We start from the raw sequence: 17,140 nt of genomic DNA, 5'->3' as shown, positions 1-17,140 counted from the left end.
AAGCAAGTGGTTTCTGCAGCAGTGGCATTACATCATGGCTGATCATCAGGCCTTAATAAATATCGAATTCTCCATCTTTGTTTTCCAGACAAACAGGGGGCTACCATCTATTCCTCAAGTCATCTGCAAAAATAAATGTCGACATGCGTCTTTCCCCTTATTCTAAATACCACTTAAGCGTTCAGTTACATATTATTTACTCATATTCGTATACGGTTACGCCCTTCACTACACGGTTAACCGTTCCTGTCGGTGAAGGCGTATCCGGTGTATTACCGACTTTTACGGAAGCTAGGAGTGAAACAGTTTGCCCTATCATGACAAAAGGTAATGCCAGGTAAACATCAGGTATGGATTGAGCATCTCTGCTAAATAAAAACGTATTCCCAACAAAACTGGTTGTGCCATCGACTTCGATGGAACAAATGTAGTTGGCCATGTTATCTCGCTGCAATTCGTTTAACATATCCAAATCATATTGACGTGTATAAGGGTGATTAGAAACAAAAACGAAAACTAACGTTTTTTCATTGACAAATGATTTAGGCCCGTGCCGGAAACCCAATGGCGAATCAAATGCTGTAACAATTTTACCCGCTGTTAGCTCTAATACTTTTAACTGCGACTCTCTCGCTAAGCCTTCTAAACTTCCTGAGCCCAGATAAATGATCCGGTCAAAATCACGATCGATGATTTTTTGGATATCTTCTTCTCTACGAATAACACTTTCACCCAATTGGCGAATCGTTTGGACAATTGACCCTTTTTTCTCCAATGGCAGCGGATCAAAAACAAGTAATGTTGTTAGCGTCATGCAGGAGTAGCTGCCGGTCATGGCAAATCCTTGATCATTGGCTCTTTCGGGCATCAATAACAAAAGATTGTGTTCATCACCTTTTGCCCTTTTCGCCAACTCGCCATCATTAGCACAAGTAATCGTTAACTGGTAGAAGTTCGTTACAATTCGTTCAGCTAATTCAACTGCTGCAACACTTTCAGGGCTATTGCCGCTTCGAGCAAATGAAACCAACAAGGTTGGAAAATTTTCATTTAAAAATTCATAAGGGTTTGACACCAAATCGGTAGTCGGAACACTCAGCAATTCCCACTTTTTTTCATCCACTTTTCCTTTCAAATAAGGTGTGACCGTATCACCGACATAGGCAGATGTTCCAGCACCTGTAAAAATGACACGTATTCGTTCGTGTTGCTCAGCCAGTTTTTGCAAAAAGTCTTGAATCTCTACGTGTTTCTTTGTATACAATAAATAGGTCTCATCCCATAAAACGGGTTGTTGCTTAATTTCCTCTGTAGTAATCGATGCACCCAGCGATACTAATTTTTCTTTATCAAGTGTAAACATCTCCAACACTTCTCCTTTTTTATAATCTCTCGAATACTCGCAACCCTGCACCAACTACGCCATTATCCTGCTTCAATGTGCTGATGCTCATTTGGTCTAAAATGTGTTGTTGTTCAGGTAATTGGTAGCTTTTTAGCTTTTCCTTCATTAATTTAAGCAGAAAAGGATTGTTTACGATGACACTGCCTCCGAAAACGATTTTATGTGGATCCAATAAACAGGTAATCGTATAAAGTCCTTGAGCTAAGTTGTCAGTCACTTCTTCAATGATAGGTATATATTCACAATCCCCATTTGCATAGCCTGCCAAGACTTCTTTAGTGGAAATTTTATCCACTTGCAATTCCTTTTCTGCCAACTTTTCGATGGCAGGTCCAGCAGCCACTTTTTCTAATCGCTTATTTCCCTTGTCTGCCTTAGAAAATACCGGTATCAACCCAAGTTCCCCAGCGAATCCGGCCCCTCTGAAAAATGAACCATTTTGAATGATGGAACAGGAGATTCCAGTACTAATAGTCACATAGACAAATGTCTCATTCCGCTTTACCTGAGCTGCCTTCCACTCGGCAAATGCCGCCATATAGACATCATTATCAATACTTATCTGTTCGAGTCCGAATTGCTCCCGTAAACGGGCAGTGATGGGGAACTGTTTCCAAGGTAAATTGTTTTGAAAAATGGCAGTGCCATTTTCACAATCCACTTTACCTGGTACACCCACACCAATGCCCTCAATGTCACCTAAGGAAAATGATGATATTTCCAGTACTTTTTCCACTGCTTCTAAAACTCTGGCAAACATTTTTTCCCGATCTGAAGGATCACTTTTTACATCCACGCGCTTTAGCAATTCTCCCGATTCCGTAATGATACCAGCTGCAATTTTTGTCCCTCCAATGTCAATGCCGATTGCCCTTTTCATTTTCCTGCACCTCTTATTCCTATCCATCGTCTACTTTTTGAATAGTGATTCTCAACATTTCATAAACTTTTTCCCACTTCCGCAAATAGTCAATTCTTTCAGATTCTCATATCCGCTTACATGATTGGGTTGTTGGTACAAGTTTTGTTTAATAAAAACTCATAGCTAAAATACTATGAGTTTGTTAAAACGTAAATTCAAAATAAATGTGTTTACAATAAGTGTGCCTGCCAAAAACTGGACATACAATCTATACTTATTTATTTTACACTACCGTTACTTGTTGGGTCAACCCAACATATATCAATATGCTACAATTAATTTAGATTTAGGTAAACGTTAGCCTTATTGAATCTTGTATATTTTTCTATTTATTTTCCGCCTGTTACTGCAATTCCTTCAATAAATTGTTTTTGCAAGAAGATAAATAAAATCAGCATTGGCAGTATCGCTAAAAAGGAGCCTGCCATAAGTATAGGATAGTTTGTTAAATATTGACCTTGGAGTGATGACAATCCGACAGAAAGTGTCATTGCTTCAGGAGAACTATTTACGATCATTGGCCACATCAATTCATTCCAGCTCCAAAGAGTAGTAAAAATACCCAAAGCAAGCAAACCAGGTTTGGCGAGTGGAAGCATTATTTTCCAGTAAATTTGGAAATGGTTACAGCCATCAAGCCTAGCTGCCTCTTCTAGTTCTTTTGGAAGCCCCATAAAGAATTGCCTTAGCAGGAACGTACCGAATGCACTAAAAAGACCTGGGACTATTACCGCCTGTAATGTATTTAACCATCCAAGTTCTACCATAATCATATATTGCGGGAGTAAAAACACTTGCCCTGGTACCATTAATACCGATAAAGCCAACATAAACAGAATATTCCTGCCAGGAAATTCAATCCGGGCAAATGCATAGGCGGCTAACGAACATAAAAATAGCTGGCCTGCTGTCCGGACGACCGTAATTATAAAGGTATTGAACATAAATTTGAAAAAAGGCAGAAGTCCAAAAACCTCTATATAGTTCCCCCATTGGAAATCCTTCGGAATTATTACAGGCGGAACATGAATAGACTCAGCATAAGTTTTTAATGAGGTTAAGATCATCCATAAAAAAGGCATGACCATTGCCACTGCTCCTACAATAAGGGCGAGATGGATAAGGAATGTCTTACTTGTAACAAACTGTCTTGTTCTTTCCAATGGTTCTCCCTCCTTTAGTCATAATGGACCCATTTCTTCTGTAAGACCATTTGGATTGCAGTGATAATCAGAATAACGATTAATAATAGAACAGCGATTGCTGCTGCATAACCCTTATCGTTTAAAACGAAAGCGTGCTGATAGAATAAATAAACAACAGATTGTGTGCTTTCCAAGGCTGTACTACTTTTTCCAACCATCATGAAAATCAAATCAAACACCTGAAAAGCTCCAATTAGAGAAGTGATGCTTACAAAGAAAATAACTGGAGAGAGCAGTGGCAGTGTGATTTTAAAGAACACACTGATTGGGCCTGCTCCATCCATTTCCGCTGCTTCATAATACGACTTTGGAATCCCTTGTAGTCCGGAAAGGAAAATGACCATGTTATAACCAATTCCACTCCAGATTGCTACCACAATAATAGAATACAAGGCAATTTTCGGATCACTTACCCACTGTGGACCCTTGATCCCAAATAATGATAAAAGATAGTTTAGTAGTCCATAATCAGAATTATAAAGCCATTTCCAAACCATTGCGATGGCAGCAGGCATAGTAATTACGGGTAAGAAATATAATGTGCGATAAACGGAAGTCCCTTTAATTTTCTGATTTAGGAGTACCGCTATTAGAATAGAGAAGAAAATCCCGACTGGGACTGTAATAATAATATAAATCCCCGTATTCTTAAACGATTTAATAAGGTTAGTGTCCTCGAGCATCCGTTTATAGTTATCTATCCCCGTCCACTCATATTGTCCAAATGCTCCCCATTCGGTGAAACTAAAGTAAAAGGTCTGAATGATAGGCCACAGGTAAAAAATGAACAAACCTAACATGGTAGGAGCAATCATGAGATAAGCCCAAAAGAAGTCTGAACTTTTCCTTGTCTTCGGTAAGTTAGAAACCTTAAGTTTTGTATTCGTTTTGACTTCAACCTGTAAAGGATGTTCCTTCACTGCATTCACTCCTTTTAAGGAAAGAAGAGAAGGATCATCTTCTCTTCTTCATTTTTTCTATTTCTTGGATAGCGCCTCATTTGCCTTTTCTGTTAACTCTTTTACAGCGTCCTCTACACTTTCTTCTTCGCTCCAAACCTTTTTAAGAACGTCCGTTTCATACTGCCAAATCTCTCCTGTTCTTTCCACACTAGGCAGTGGAACAGAATAATCGACACCATCAATAAAGGCTTGAAGATTGATATTTGGAACGGCTTGTACCCAAGCATCTTGTGTATCATTATAAGCTGGAATAACCGTTCCTGTTTTTGCAAATATTTCTGCTGCTTCTTTAGAGCCTAGGAACTGGACAAACTTCCATGAAGCATCTTTATGCTTTGTGTTAGCCGCAATTACATTGGCTAGCCCATGAATAGCAACCGCGCGCTGTTTTCCTTTTGGTACTACAGCAACATCTATATCAGGATTATTTTTATACTCCTGTACCATCCAAGGACCATCAAACATCATCGCTACTTTTCCTGAAGAGAATAATTCAGAAGCAGCTGTTTCTGTCATTTGAGCTTGTGTAGGAGATAATCCCTCCTTAATGAAACTAATATTATAATTAAGTGCATCAATGGACTCCGGTTGATCAAAACCTACAGATTTGCCATCGTCTGAAATAATATAACCGCCATTTTGCCAAATAAAATCATAATAGCCACCTTGGTTGCCCATTAATGCAGCATAACCCCAAATACCTTTGTCTTTATTTGTCAGCTTTTTAGCGACTTCCTTTAACTTATTCCAATCCCAAGTGTCATCAGGATATGGCACACCTGCTTCATCAAAGATTTTTTTGTTATACCATAAGCCTGTTGTATCAAAGTCTTTTGGAATACCAAATATTTCTCCTTTAACTGTATATAGATCAATTAAAGATTTCGGATAATTATCTAAGCCATAGTTTTCTTTTTTTGCAAGGTCAGTAAGTGGGAGGATTACCTTTCCTTCTGCATACTTCTCAACATGGGCACCATTCATCCACATAACATCTGGCAACGCCGCGCCAGTTGCAGCAGTTTCAAGTTTTTGAAAATACTGGCCATAAGGAGTGATTTCCTTTTTCACTTTAATGTCCGGATATTTTTCGTTAAATAATTTGATTACTTCATCTATGGCAGTGACTTGCTTCTTATCCCAAAATCCATAAGTAATTTCAACTTTTCCGTCGCCTGATGCAGTATCATCATTACTACATCCGGCTAATCCTATTAGTCCTACAATCACGGTTATAAGCATTATTAGCCATTTTTTCATCATATTACCTTCTTTCAAATAAAGTTAAGTAAATACTCCTAAAACATGAATGGTTTTATGACAACCCCCCCCATGATAACCCTTACATTTATTTCATCCATTAAAACTTTTTCACTGCATTACTGAGAAATACGTACGAATGCGATTTGTATAGGGCTTACCACCTCCACTAAATAAAAAGGCACGGAAATTAAAAACAGGATGTGAACAAATTTTCATTATATGAATCTAAACTCCAAAGAAAATGGGAGATGGTACATCTCTCTTAATATAGGGAAACTACTTACCTGTTGGTTTTTCTTTTAAACTATTATAATAATCGTCAATATTAATGGATTGCCCCTGTTTTAACCTTGACTCTTCAGCAGCAAATGCCATTAGGTGACTTCTTACTGAAGCAAGTGCGGAAGAAACGCTATCTTGTTCATTTCCAAATTGAATTTCTCTCAAGAAAGTTCTAATGATGCTGTTATCCCCACCACCATGTCCACCAATGGGATTGTCAAATTTTATTACCATTTCATGTTTGGTGAGAAAATTAAAAATCGAAATACTATTTTCCTCCATATTCCCACGTATTTCTCCTTTTGTTCCCATTATTTGAACAATACGAGTTTGCTCCCTTGTGAATCCGCACATACTAAACGTCGCTGTTGCTCCGCCCTCGAATTCCATATTTACAACTTGATGATCCACCACATTATTATCTGAGCGATATACGCATTTACCAAATGGAGTTTCATTCAATGCTTTTATTATTCCTTCATTTGTATAGTCTTCTGTAAATTTTCTTGCCCATCCTTTTCCTTCACCAAGATAATACCTTCCAGCATGAAATGGACATTCATGTTCAACAGGACAGCCATCTAAGCATCTCTTCGGAGCTCCAATTGGTGCATGATCTTCCTTAAAATGCATAAGCGAACCATATGAACTAATGCGTTTACATTCCTTGTCTATCACAAAAGAAATAATATCCATATCATGACATGATTTTTGCAGAATCATCGGACTTGTTCTTTCTTTATTATTCCAATTACCACGTACAAAGCTATGCGACATATGCATCACTTCTACATTTTCATTTAATTGCAGAGATACTACCTCTCCAATTTCCCCTGTGGAAATGACCTTTTTAATCGTTGCCCAAAATTCTGTATACCTCAATACATGGCATATTGTAAGATTTCGTTTATACTTTTCGGCTGCTTGTTCCATCGCTATGCATTCCATTGGATCTGGAGACATAGGCTTTTCCAACAGAACATGATAACCCAGTTCCAATGCTTTCATGGTCGGTTTAAAGTGATGGCGATCAAGTGTACATATTATAGCTATATCAGCAATTTTTCTTCCTGGATTGAATGCATCTTCCCACGACTCATAACTATTTTCATTAGAAATATTATGTTCTTGTTGAAATTTAATCCTTCTTTCTTTATTCGGCTCAGCTACACCTATGATCTTTAATTCATTAGGATAATCAATGGCATAAGGAGCATAAGCTCTGCCCCCCCTGTCACCTGCTCCGATTATAATTGCTGTCATTTGGTTCATGGTATAATCTCCCATCTTCCGTTTTTCCGATCATTTTCCTGATTTAATCCAAACGTTTTCCTACAATTTTTTAAAAAAGAACCTCTTAGGTTCGTTTTATGTTAGATGATTCCCGAAAGACTAATTCAAATGGCAATATGATTTTTATCGGAAGTGTAATCTTCCCTTCTACCATTTCCATAATGGTTTTAGCTGCAATTCTTCCCATTTCATATTTAGGGATTTCTACCGTCGAAAGCTGTGGAGACGAATATTTACCCATTTCAATATTATCAACCCCAAAAAAGGCGATATCCTCTGGAATTCTAAGTTTATTTTCTCTGACAGCTCTCATGGCAGGTATGGCCATCAAGTCACTCGCACAAACCATTGCTGTTGGTAAATGCAATGGATCTCTTTTAATCAAAGTTTTCATTTTCTCATAACTATTTTCCATTTTCCACTGTGTATTCATGACCCATTCAGGTTGGATGGCTAGCCCGGCATCTTCCATCTCATTTTGAAAACCTTTAAAACGATGTTCGGCATACAAATCTTCAAACGTTTCATTAACACCCCCGCCAATAAAACCTATTTCCTGGTGACCTTGCTTAACTAAATACTGAACCACCATTCTAATGGATTCCTGGCGATCGTAGTCTACAATCGCTATATTTTTATCTGTATAAAAAAAGTCCAATCCTACTATAGGTATATTTTGTTGAATGTATTCGATAATGCTGTCATTAATCTTATCGATAAGAAGCAGTCCTTCAATCCCCAAATCATGTATAGTCTTAAGAAGTAGCGACTCGTTTTCAAGTTCATCCCTGGTTATACTAATCAAGTTGTAATCATTATCTGTCAATACATCACGAATACCTGTATAAATATTTGCAAAGTAAGGGTTAATTTCCGCTTGTTTTGGATTGGCCACCCATCCAATTTTCATTGTTCTTATGTTATTCTTCCCTTGCTTGCTAGCAACCAAATTTCGAGCATGCTGATTTGGTTTATACCCTAACTCCTTAACAGCTTCCCAAATTTTAGCTTTTGTTTCCTGGTTTACATTTCGAGTCTGATCATTTTGAATTACTCTCGAAACAGTAGAAATAGAGACACCTACATGTTCAGCAATATCCTTTAATCTAATCACGAATAAAACACCTCTTAATTATGTACTTAAGCGCTTTCTTATAAAGGATAGCAAAAATCTGTATCCTTTATAAGGAAAACTTTGAATATTTATAATGTTTTTAAGAGTAGTTTTATTTTGTTTCAGAGCATACTCATTTTCCCTTGAAAGTTAATGGGTTGTAGGTACAAGTTAGATCAAAAAAAATTCCGATAAACCGTTTTGTCGACATCACTTATATTTAACAGAAGATTATGACTAATATAAATATATACTCCCGACAGTTAACCTGTCAACCCAACAACTTAAATAAATAAAAAAATCCAATTCCCTTATCTTGTATTGTACTATTTTTCTTATCTCTCATGTTAATTGTTTTTTGTATAAGTTGAACTAAAAAAAACTCATAGACACTATGCTATGAGTTTTTCAACTTTTATGTTAGTTCCGTGTAGAAGCGGCAGCGATCGCCTCGTACAATGGATATACAAAATTCAATAGGCATTCCATTGGTATCATAGGCTGTTCGTTCAAGCAACAGTGCCGGACGGCCGACTTCCGTTTGAAGGTACTCACTTTCTTCAGGACGAATGAGGACGGGTTCAAATGCCTCTTTTGCTCTGGATACTACGATATTAAATTGTTGTGAAAATAAATCATATAATGAAATTTCCCCAACTTTTTTAAGTTGCTCCGTATCTGATACCACGTTTTTCGGGATGAAAGATGATTCCAAAATATATGGCTCATCGTTGGCACACCGAAGGCGTTTCATTTCAATGACATTCTCATCTTCTCCAAGCAGCAGCGCTTCCCTGATTTTTGCCGTTGATTTAACTTCCTCTATTTTAAGGATGATATCTTTAGGGTTCATTCCCTTTTCTTTTAATACTTTGCTAAAGCTGTAAAAGCCCATCAATGACTGTTGCAATTTTGGTTTTGCCACGAAGGTACCTTTTCCTTGAATTCGGTATAGGATGCCTTCCTGTACGAGCTCCTCAATTGCTTTTTTTGCTGTGTTCCGGCTCACACCGAATTGGTCCATTAATTGATTTTCAGATGGGATTTTGTCTCCATGCGTCCAATTCCCCTTTTCAATAGAACCCTTCAGCCTCTCCATTAATTGGTGATAAAGTGGAATTACACTGTCATGCTGCAGTGGTTTCATTATAATAAGCCTACCTTCCATCCATACTAACATTCCTATAATAAATTATATCATCGACACTTATAGTGTCAACCCAACAAGTGCCGTTTGCTTAGCAGTATTGCAGCCTCATTATTTTTATTTCCTATTATTTTTGGTGATGTATTGTAGGAATAGCACGTGGTATCTTTTATTGTTATTTGGGTGATTGGCATGTTGCTATGATTGCTGATTATAATTACTCTCTTGATTTCCATTCGTTTAAAAACGATTGCAAAAGATAAAAGTAAGTTTTTCGCATTTCGAAATTAAATTAATGAAATGCCTATCGGTACTCTTATTAACTGCCTGCCCCTTTGGTAACATAAGAAAAAAGGTTGCAACAGCAACCTCCCTTTGAAGTAAGCCCTCTCTTTCATGAAATAGCTGAAGCTGGTCTGTTTTAATTCCCCGGGGTCGCCTTTTCAAATCTTACACATTATTGGATTTCATATTGAATCAATTGTTCATACTAAATAAAAAATAACTGTTCAAGAAGGAGTTTATATGCCAAAAGAAAAAAATAATCCAGCTCAGCCAAAAAGTCAGGTTAGTCGATTAAACGACGTGATGGAAGTGGATACAGATGTCAATGAAGATCCTATTCGGGAAAAATTATTGGACGATTCCGTTGATGCTTTTCTAAAATCGAAAGAAGGACAGGAATAAGCGGAATTGTGGTCGCTAATGTCTTGTTTAAGAAATGTTGTTATTCTAAAATTGGGCCCTCATTAAGCTTTTGAGCGGCCCATTTTGTATTTTCATCAACGTCCATTTTCCCTAACAGCAAGACCCTGAATGATGATGTCTTAATGCACTAACGTTTTTCATTAGTCGAAAATGGCGTTACAATGTTAGTGGAATGATTGTATTCGCAAAAAGGAGGTTCGTTTCCATGAATATTTTAATTTTGGGTGCAACTGGACGGGTTGGCGGTCAATTAGTTACTTATAGTCTGCATGATAGGCATCATGTTACAGTTTTAGTTCGCACTCCAGAGAAGATGGGAATAAACAATGACAATTTAACCATCATTCAAGGTAATGTTTTAAATAAAACTGATATCGTTCGTGCCATGCATGGGGTTGATGTTGTTATTAGTGCACTGAATACCGATGGGACAACCACTTTATCAGCAAGTATGCCCCTGATTATCGAAGCAATGGAAAACGAGGGTATTCAACGAATTATTACCATTGGAACAGCAGGAATCCTGCAAAGCAGAATAACCCCAAATACTCTGCGTTATCAGTCTAGTGAATCAAAGCAAAAATCTACCCGCGCAGCGAAAGATCATCATGAAGTTTACGATATGCTTAAACAATCAACACTTCAATGGACGATTGTCTGTCCTACGTACCTGCCCGATGGAGAAAGTGTTGGTATATATCGTGTAGAAGGTGACTTTTTGCCGGAGAATGGGGTTGAAATATCCGTGCCGGATACAGCTGAATTTGCATTCAGCCAAATAAAAAGTAGCGATTATTTAAAATCACGTGTAGGCATTGCCTACTAATGGCACCAATTATTGATACTCCCCTTTGAAAAAATTTGTTTAATCTTAGATGAAGTAAAGAAACCATTTCGTCCTTTTAAAGCCGGTACAATGATCGTAATTGCACACAGTCAGCTGAACCATTGCCAAGAATATTTTCCGGTTTCATTAGGGCGAAGATTTCGCCCTTACCTTGTTCATGAACCTTCTATTCCATTATGCTATAATTCCCCTCCAAAAATAGCCACATTCTGCCTGTCATGAGCAAAAGCCAGCCCGTTCCATTTCAATACGGTCTGTACAAATCCCAGTGAGTCGGCATTGTATCTCCCTGCAATCCTCTGATATGCTTCAAGCTCATATATGCCATCCCTATTGTAATCAACCGGATATAAACCCGATAAAGGATTGACCCATCCTTCTATCGGCGCCTTCAGTACACCATCCTTGTTATATATTTCAGCTAAATAGTCCTTATCCTTATAAGTAAGGTCAAGAATGTACCTTTCTTTTAGGTAAGTACTGTTCACCTTTGCTTTGTAATGGTTTTCATAATTCACATCGTATTTATAGGTTTCATTGAATGTATCTGAATTAAAAATGGTCATGAGTTGACCGTTAAGATATGCAAAAACATACGCATAAATCGAACCACCGCTTCCTCCTGTATCAATGACCACTAAAATGTCATCCCTCTTATTACCTGTGAAATCCCCAAGAAAAATGGTTGGATTATATCCTCCGTTATTTTTCATGGAAACTTGTTGATATTGATGAGTCCTCCCATTTTGGATAACCAAAGTTATATTCCTCCAAAAGGGGCTATCAGGGGTTTTGTTTGCCGTTAGAAAAACATTGTCCTTTATCCCGTCCCCATCAATATCGCCTTGCTTTGAGGTCACTATGATTGGTCTGTTGGAGTTCAATTGTCTTGAAAGAACGGTTTGGAGGTTCAGTTGCATGTCTTGCAGTTCCTGTCTTGAAGGATAAGGGTTTGGAAACGCCAAGGCGATATCAATCGTTTGCATTGCTTCACTAGTTAACCCGGCCCTGCTTTGAGTCTCAGCCAAACAGTACCAATAATAAGGATGATTCGTTTCTTGTATTTTTGTGTAATAGTAATGAATCACTTTTCTGATGTCATACGTATCCAACTTCATCCCACCTGTCTCTTTATTATCCATAAAGAATTATATGCGGGAATTTTGTAAAAAGCCTTGAGTGCATATCCATTGCTGTAAGAACAATATTGTACTTCTCAAAATATATCGTCTAATTATGATTGATATCTGGGCATAATACCTTTTAATAAACAAATTCGCTTGCATAAATTTATTTAATTTGCTATTATAACTGACGAACGTTCGTTAAATTATGAGGTGATATTATTGAAAAGTAATGAAATTAAGGACGCCGCTCTAAAATATTTTACGATTCATGGTTATGAAGGAGCGTCGCTTTCTCAAATAGCTGAAGAAGTCGGCATGAAAAAGCAATCCATTTACGCTCATTTTAAAGGGAAGGATGATCTTTTTCTGCAAGTTTTACGTGATGCGAAAGAGACGGAGCTATCTTCGAAACTCCAATATTTCAGTAAAGTTGATTCTAAAAATCCTGAAAATGATTTATATGGATTCCTACAATTGGTCATCGATCTTTTCCAAGAAAATGAGCATATAAAGTTTTGGCTGCGTATGTCCTTTTTTCCGCCAGCGCATCTTGAAAAAGAAATCGGGCAGGAAGTGATAGATATCGAGGAAAAAGTGCAGGCGATTCTTGAATGTAAATTCCATGATTGGATCAAAGCCAAATTAATCGTCGAAGATGAAGCCATAACGCCAACCTATGCTTTCTTGGGAGTTGTGGATTCCATTTTGCTTGAGCTTGTATACGGTAATGATGAGAAACGGCTGAAGGATAAATTAGCAGCCTCTTGGAAAGTCTTTTGGAGAGGTATTTCACAAGAATGATTCACAAAGAAAGTGGTGTTAAAACATGAATAAACCAATTAAAGAACAAAAGGCGGTATTAATTATTCTTCTAAGCAATATATTCATTGCTTTTCTGGGAATTGGACTCATCATCCCCGTTATGCCGTCATTTATGAATATCATGCATTTATCAGGAAGTACGATGGGCTATCTGGTTGCCGTATTTGCTGTTTCACAGCTTGTTATGTCACCATTCGCAGGTCGTTGGGTTGACCGTTATGGCAGAAAGAAAATCATCATCATCGGCTTATTCCTTTTTGGTGTTTCAGAACTTATCTTCGGTGTAGGGACGAACGTATCCGTATTCTATTTATCAAGAATCCTTGGGGGAATCAGTGCTGCCTTCATCATGCCAGGTGTTACGGCATATGTTGCAGATATTACATCCGTTCAGGAAAGGCCAAAAGCAATGGGCTATATTTCAGCCGCCATTAGCTTGGGCTTTATAATAGGACCCGGGATCGGTGGCTTTGTTGCAGAATATGGTATACGCTTGCCCTTCTTCCTTGCGGCGGCCATTGCTTTTATAGCATGCCTTTCATCAATATTCATTTTAAAAGAGCCGATGACAAAGGAACAGCTGGCAAAGGTTTCTGCTAATACAAAGCAAACAAACTTTATGGACGATTTAAAAAAATCATTAAACCCAATTTACTTTATTGCGTTCATCATTGTATTTGTACTCGCTTTTGGCTTATCAGCCTATGAAACTGTGTTTAGCCTATTCTCTGATCATAAATTCGGTTTCACGCCGAAGGATATTGCCATTATCATTACAATAAGCTCTATTTTCGGAGTGGTTGTGCAGGTATTTATGTTTGGAAAGCTGGTAGATATTCTCGGCGAAAAGAAGCTTATCCAATTATGTTTAATCGTCGGTGCCATTTTTGCGGTAGCGTCCACTATGATTTCTAGCTTTTTGGCAGTACTAGTGGTAACTTGCTTCATATTCCTTGCATTTGACCTGCTTCGTCCGGCATTGACGACATTTTTATCAAAAGCTGCCGGGAAAGAACAAGGATTCGTTGCTGGAATGAACTCCACCTATACGAGCTTAGGGAATATCGCCGGGCCATCCATGGGAGGATTGCTTTTTGATGTAAACATCCACTACCCTTATCTTTTCGCTGCTGTCATTATCGTCATTGGCCTTGGCATTACAGTCATATGGAAAGAAAATCGATTGACAGAAAGCTTAGCGAAATAATTAAGTCCCGGATCGTTATTTGTATCTTTCCTTTTGGGCTGGAAAACTCCTAAACTTGAAAAATGATATTCTACTAAAAAACCCCCCTTGTCCATATTTGGCAAGGGGGTTAACTTTTCCAGATAAATTAGATGTGCGTTGGATTCTTACTACTATTTTTTTTGCTCATGACAACCGCTCCAAATTGATTTTGAATGTATATCGATCTGCCCGATAGACAGATCTGACAAGCCCAAGTGGTTGATTATTGGTATCCAGGGTACTTCTTCGTTCAATCAGCAATACAGGGGCACCTTCGACTACCTCGAGCATTTCCGCCTCTTTTTTTTGAGCAATGGCGGCTTCAATTACCTGGTCATGCTGAATTTTTAAGCCAAACGTTTTTTCTACATAGTCATGAATGGAGGTTACGGCTATTTCTTCCGTTAGATCCAGGGCAAGATCTTTTGAGATAAATAGCCTTTCATATGCCATCGGCAACCGATCAGCAAGCCTAACACGTTTCAGCTCGAAAATAGGAGCTCCTGCTTCAACTTCAAGCTTTGCGGCAAGATCATGATTTGCCTTGACCTCCGTAAAACTGATAACTCGTGTACTTGGTTCAAGTCCTCTTGAAATCATATCCTTCGAAAAGCTTGATAATCCTTGAAAGGGCCGCTCCAATTTTTGTTGGGCAACGAATGTTCCTTTTCCGCGCTGCCTATATAAATAACCTCCATTCACTAGGTTAGAAATGGCCTGTCTCACCGTCATCCTGCTAATTCCATATTTTTCTGTGTATTCTTTTTCTGAAGGAATCATCTCTCCTGGCACCAATTCAAGATTTTGAATCGCTCCTTTAATCTCTTCTTCAAGTTGATGATAAATGGGACTGGGAGAATTCTTTTGGATCATTCAGCGTACATCTTCCTTTCATCATGATGAAATTTCACAAAACATCCTGATTGGTAACATACCGTTCATCAACCTTATTCATGCCTATGAACACGATAAGATATGACTCGCCTTCCTAAGTATCCAAATTCCTTTTTGTGAATTTCAATACCGATTCCCTTGAACGTTCAATTTCATTTTTATTTTCATTATAGAATTTCGAAACATATGCATAGAATATGATGCTGACCGTTAGAAATTGTGCAAAAAGCGAACTTGTTGCAGCACTTCGGAATTTTGCCTCCGGTGCACGTACATGATTTAGGGACATATCAACTTTTTTAGTTAGCCCATTGTTCCCCAATCGCGATAAACCTATTGTTTTTATGCCATATGCTTTAGCAATATCAACGAGTTCCAGGACTTCTTCAGTTTCGCCACTATTTGAAATACAGAAAAAAACGGTATTCTTTGCTGATGCAGCGAGTGCAGTGGCCGTAATATGCGGATCTTGATTGGCACTTACAATCTTTCCTAACCGTAACCATTTCTGTGTAATATCTTCTGCAACAAGCCATGACGCCCCTAAACCATACACATAAATTACATCTGCACTCCTCATGGTTTCAATAATATTGTCAAGAACGGTCTCATCCAAATAATGTGCCGTTTCTTGTATAGCTTGAACAGAGTTGGACACTATTTTATTTTTAATGGACGCTATTGTTTCATTAGGCTCTATGTCATGGAAACCTTTCTTCTCCGGTTGGGAAATCAATGATGATAGGGAAACCTTCAGTTCTGAAAAACTGTTAACTTTTATAGAATGGCAGAATCTCGTTACGGCCGAACTGCTGGCATTGGCATGGTCAGCTAATTCATGTATCGTCATTCTTATAATGTCGTTTGGATTATCTAAGATATATTGGGCAATTTTCCTTTCTGAATTAGGCAACTGGTTTAATAAACTTTCAATTCTCAATAAAATATTTTCAACGTGCATATGGTTTACTCTCCTTGATCTATACTTACTTTATCTGCTTCATGGCTATGTAGTAACAACCCAAGGTAGCTGATACGTCATCCAAAACAAATTTCACATTTGGTTTTTCAAGTTTAATATGATTGATGAAAGAGCTTTGCACCAATAGTATATTTGTCAAGATGCTACCTTTTACTGCAATTGTAACATTCTCACCTAACTTTAACTTCTTGATAACCTCAAGCGTTTGTTTTGAAAGGTGGTACCCGGCCTGATTCAGAATATTTTGTGAGAAACCATCGCCCTTATCCGCATGTTGGACAATTAGGGGAACAAACGCGGCAATCTCGGATTTCGTGGCAGAATAAATGAATTTCTTCAGTTCCGTTACACTATGAAGCCCAAGTTTTTTAAGTATTGTCTCGGTTAAATGGCTATATTCATATCCCTCATCCTCTTCTTTCGTCATTTTTATAAAAGCCTGCATGGCAATCCAATAGCCACTTCCTTCATCCCCAAGGATGTGTCCCCAGCCACCAGCCGATTTCTCGATTCCTTTATGGATGCCGATACTTACAGATCCAGTTCCGGATATGGTCAAAATGCCATCATTTCCTTTAAGCAAAGCAGCATGAGCAATAATTGCATCATTTACAATGGTGAACGGGGCCTTAAATGCCCTGCTTAATGCACTTTTTATACCCTGCGGATTTTCAACTCCTCCATACCCGGCCAGTCCTAAGCAAATGTAATGGCAGCTTCCAACGTTAATGGGCATTACGCATTCTTCAATTGCCTGAATAATGTTAGCGATGGCTTTTTTTTCATTAATAAGCAGGTTTCCAAACCCCGCTATGCCTTCACTAATTTTATTACCATCCAAATCATAAGCCACTGCTTCAGTTTTAGTGCCTCCGCCGTCAACTCCGATAATATAATTCATATTATTCTCCTATTCAGTAAAAAAGGAAGGAATATCAC

16 protein-coding genes are annotated in these 17,140 nt (G+C 38.1%); 4 read left to right on the top strand and 12 right to left on the bottom strand.

What is annotated here, in order from left to right; translation table 11 throughout:
* Window positions 1–196: 196 nt before the first annotated feature.
* The 8 genes from MPH60_RS07415 to MPH60_RS27710 all read right to left on the bottom strand — a co-directional run bounded on the left by MPH60_RS07415 (window position 197) and on the right by MPH60_RS27710 (window position 9,593).
* Window positions 197–1,363 carry an SIS domain-containing protein gene (locus MPH60_RS07415; protein ID WP_241590298.1) on the bottom strand — a complete coding sequence of 389 codons (1,167 nt, stop codon included), beginning with the start codon at window positions 1,361–1,363 and terminating at the stop codon, window positions 197–199.
* A 19-nt stretch (window positions 1,364–1,382) separates the two neighbouring features.
* Window positions 1,383–2,285 (bottom strand): ROK family protein, encoded by a 903-nt coding sequence (locus MPH60_RS07410; RefSeq protein WP_241590297.1) that lies wholly within the window; start codon window positions 2,283–2,285, stop codon window positions 1,383–1,385.
* Between the two features lie 371 nt (window positions 2,286–2,656).
* On the bottom strand, window positions 2,657–3,415 hold the full coding sequence (locus MPH60_RS07405) for a carbohydrate ABC transporter permease (RefSeq protein WP_241590398.1): 759 nt from the start codon (window positions 3,413–3,415) through the stop codon (window positions 2,657–2,659).
* Between the two features lie 89 nt (window positions 3,416–3,504).
* Complete coding sequence (locus tag MPH60_RS07400) at window positions 3,505–4,452, bottom strand: carbohydrate ABC transporter permease (RefSeq protein ID WP_241590296.1); 948 nt, start codon at window positions 4,450–4,452, stop codon at window positions 3,505–3,507.
* Between the two features lie 57 nt (window positions 4,453–4,509).
* Window positions 4,510–5,754 carry an ABC transporter substrate-binding protein gene (locus MPH60_RS07395; RefSeq protein WP_241590295.1) on the bottom strand — a complete coding sequence of 415 codons (1,245 nt, stop codon included), beginning with the start codon at window positions 5,752–5,754 and terminating at the stop codon, window positions 4,510–4,512.
* Window positions 5,755–6,033: 279 nt separating this feature from the next.
* Window positions 6,034–7,311: a Gfo/Idh/MocA family protein gene (locus tag MPH60_RS07390; RefSeq protein WP_241590294.1), complete on the bottom strand. Its 1,278-nt coding sequence runs from the start codon at window positions 7,309–7,311 to the stop codon at window positions 6,034–6,036.
* Between the two features lie 85 nt (window positions 7,312–7,396).
* Window positions 7,397–8,446, bottom strand: a complete 1,050-nt coding sequence (locus tag MPH60_RS07385; protein WP_241590293.1) for a LacI family DNA-binding transcriptional regulator — start codon at window positions 8,444–8,446, stop codon at window positions 7,397–7,399.
* A 415-nt stretch (window positions 8,447–8,861) separates the two neighbouring features.
* Window positions 8,862–9,593: a GntR family transcriptional regulator gene (locus MPH60_RS27710; protein WP_272492808.1), complete on the bottom strand. Its 732-nt coding sequence runs from the start codon at window positions 9,591–9,593 to the stop codon at window positions 8,862–8,864.
* 525 nt (window positions 9,594–10,118) lie between these two features.
* On the opposite strand from MPH60_RS27710, the gene MPH60_RS07370 reads away from it, so the two are divergent.
* The gene (locus MPH60_RS07370; RefSeq protein WP_241590292.1) at window positions 10,119–10,280 is read left to right on the top strand and encodes a hypothetical protein; all 162 of its coding nucleotides are present in this window, start codon (window positions 10,119–10,121) and stop codon (window positions 10,278–10,280) included.
* A 226-nt stretch (window positions 10,281–10,506) separates the two neighbouring features.
* Window positions 10,507–11,127, top strand: coding sequence for an NAD(P)-dependent oxidoreductase (locus MPH60_RS07365; protein ID WP_241590291.1), 621 nt, complete (start codon window positions 10,507–10,509; stop codon window positions 11,125–11,127).
* 200 nt (window positions 11,128–11,327) lie between these two features.
* Here the strand turns inward: MPH60_RS07365 and MPH60_RS07360 are convergent, their stop codons facing one another.
* Complete coding sequence (locus MPH60_RS07360; protein ID WP_241590396.1) at window positions 11,328–12,068, bottom strand: VCBS repeat-containing protein; 741 nt, start codon at window positions 12,066–12,068, stop codon at window positions 11,328–11,330.
* A gap of 426 nt (window positions 12,069–12,494) precedes the next feature.
* Between MPH60_RS07360 and MPH60_RS07355 the strand changes: the two genes are divergently transcribed.
* Both MPH60_RS07355 and MPH60_RS07350 read left to right on the top strand, forming a co-directional pair.
* Window positions 12,495–13,076: a TetR/AcrR family transcriptional regulator gene (locus MPH60_RS07355; RefSeq protein ID WP_241590290.1), complete on the top strand. Its 582-nt coding sequence runs from the start codon at window positions 12,495–12,497 to the stop codon at window positions 13,074–13,076.
* A gap of 25 nt (window positions 13,077–13,101) precedes the next feature.
* The gene (locus tag MPH60_RS07350; RefSeq protein ID WP_241590289.1) at window positions 13,102–14,304 is read left to right on the top strand and encodes an MFS transporter; all 1,203 of its coding nucleotides are present in this window, start codon (window positions 13,102–13,104) and stop codon (window positions 14,302–14,304) included.
* 165 nt (window positions 14,305–14,469) lie between these two features.
* On the opposite strand, the gene MPH60_RS07345 is transcribed toward MPH60_RS07350, so the two are convergent.
* From MPH60_RS07345 to MPH60_RS07335, 3 genes are all read right to left on the bottom strand, one after another.
* A complete protein-coding gene (locus MPH60_RS07345; protein WP_241590288.1) occupies window positions 14,470–15,198 on the bottom strand; it encodes a GntR family transcriptional regulator in 729 nt (242 codons plus the stop codon).
* Between the two features lie 115 nt (window positions 15,199–15,313).
* Window positions 15,314–16,180: a MurR/RpiR family transcriptional regulator gene (locus MPH60_RS07340; protein WP_241590287.1), complete on the bottom strand. Its 867-nt coding sequence runs from the start codon at window positions 16,178–16,180 to the stop codon at window positions 15,314–15,316.
* A 25-nt stretch (window positions 16,181–16,205) separates the two neighbouring features.
* A complete protein-coding gene (locus MPH60_RS07335) occupies window positions 16,206–17,102 on the bottom strand; it encodes an N-acetylglucosamine kinase (protein WP_241590286.1) in 897 nt (298 codons plus the stop codon).
* Window positions 17,103–17,140 lie beyond the last annotated feature (38 nt).

Origin of the sequence: Peribacillus sp. Aquil_B1, from assembly GCF_022603275.1 — a bacterium.
Lineage (GTDB): Bacteria > Bacillota > Bacilli > Bacillales > DSM-1321 > Peribacillus.
Note: the sequence above shows the minus strand (reverse complement) of the source record. Positions and strands in the feature narration are given on the sequence as shown.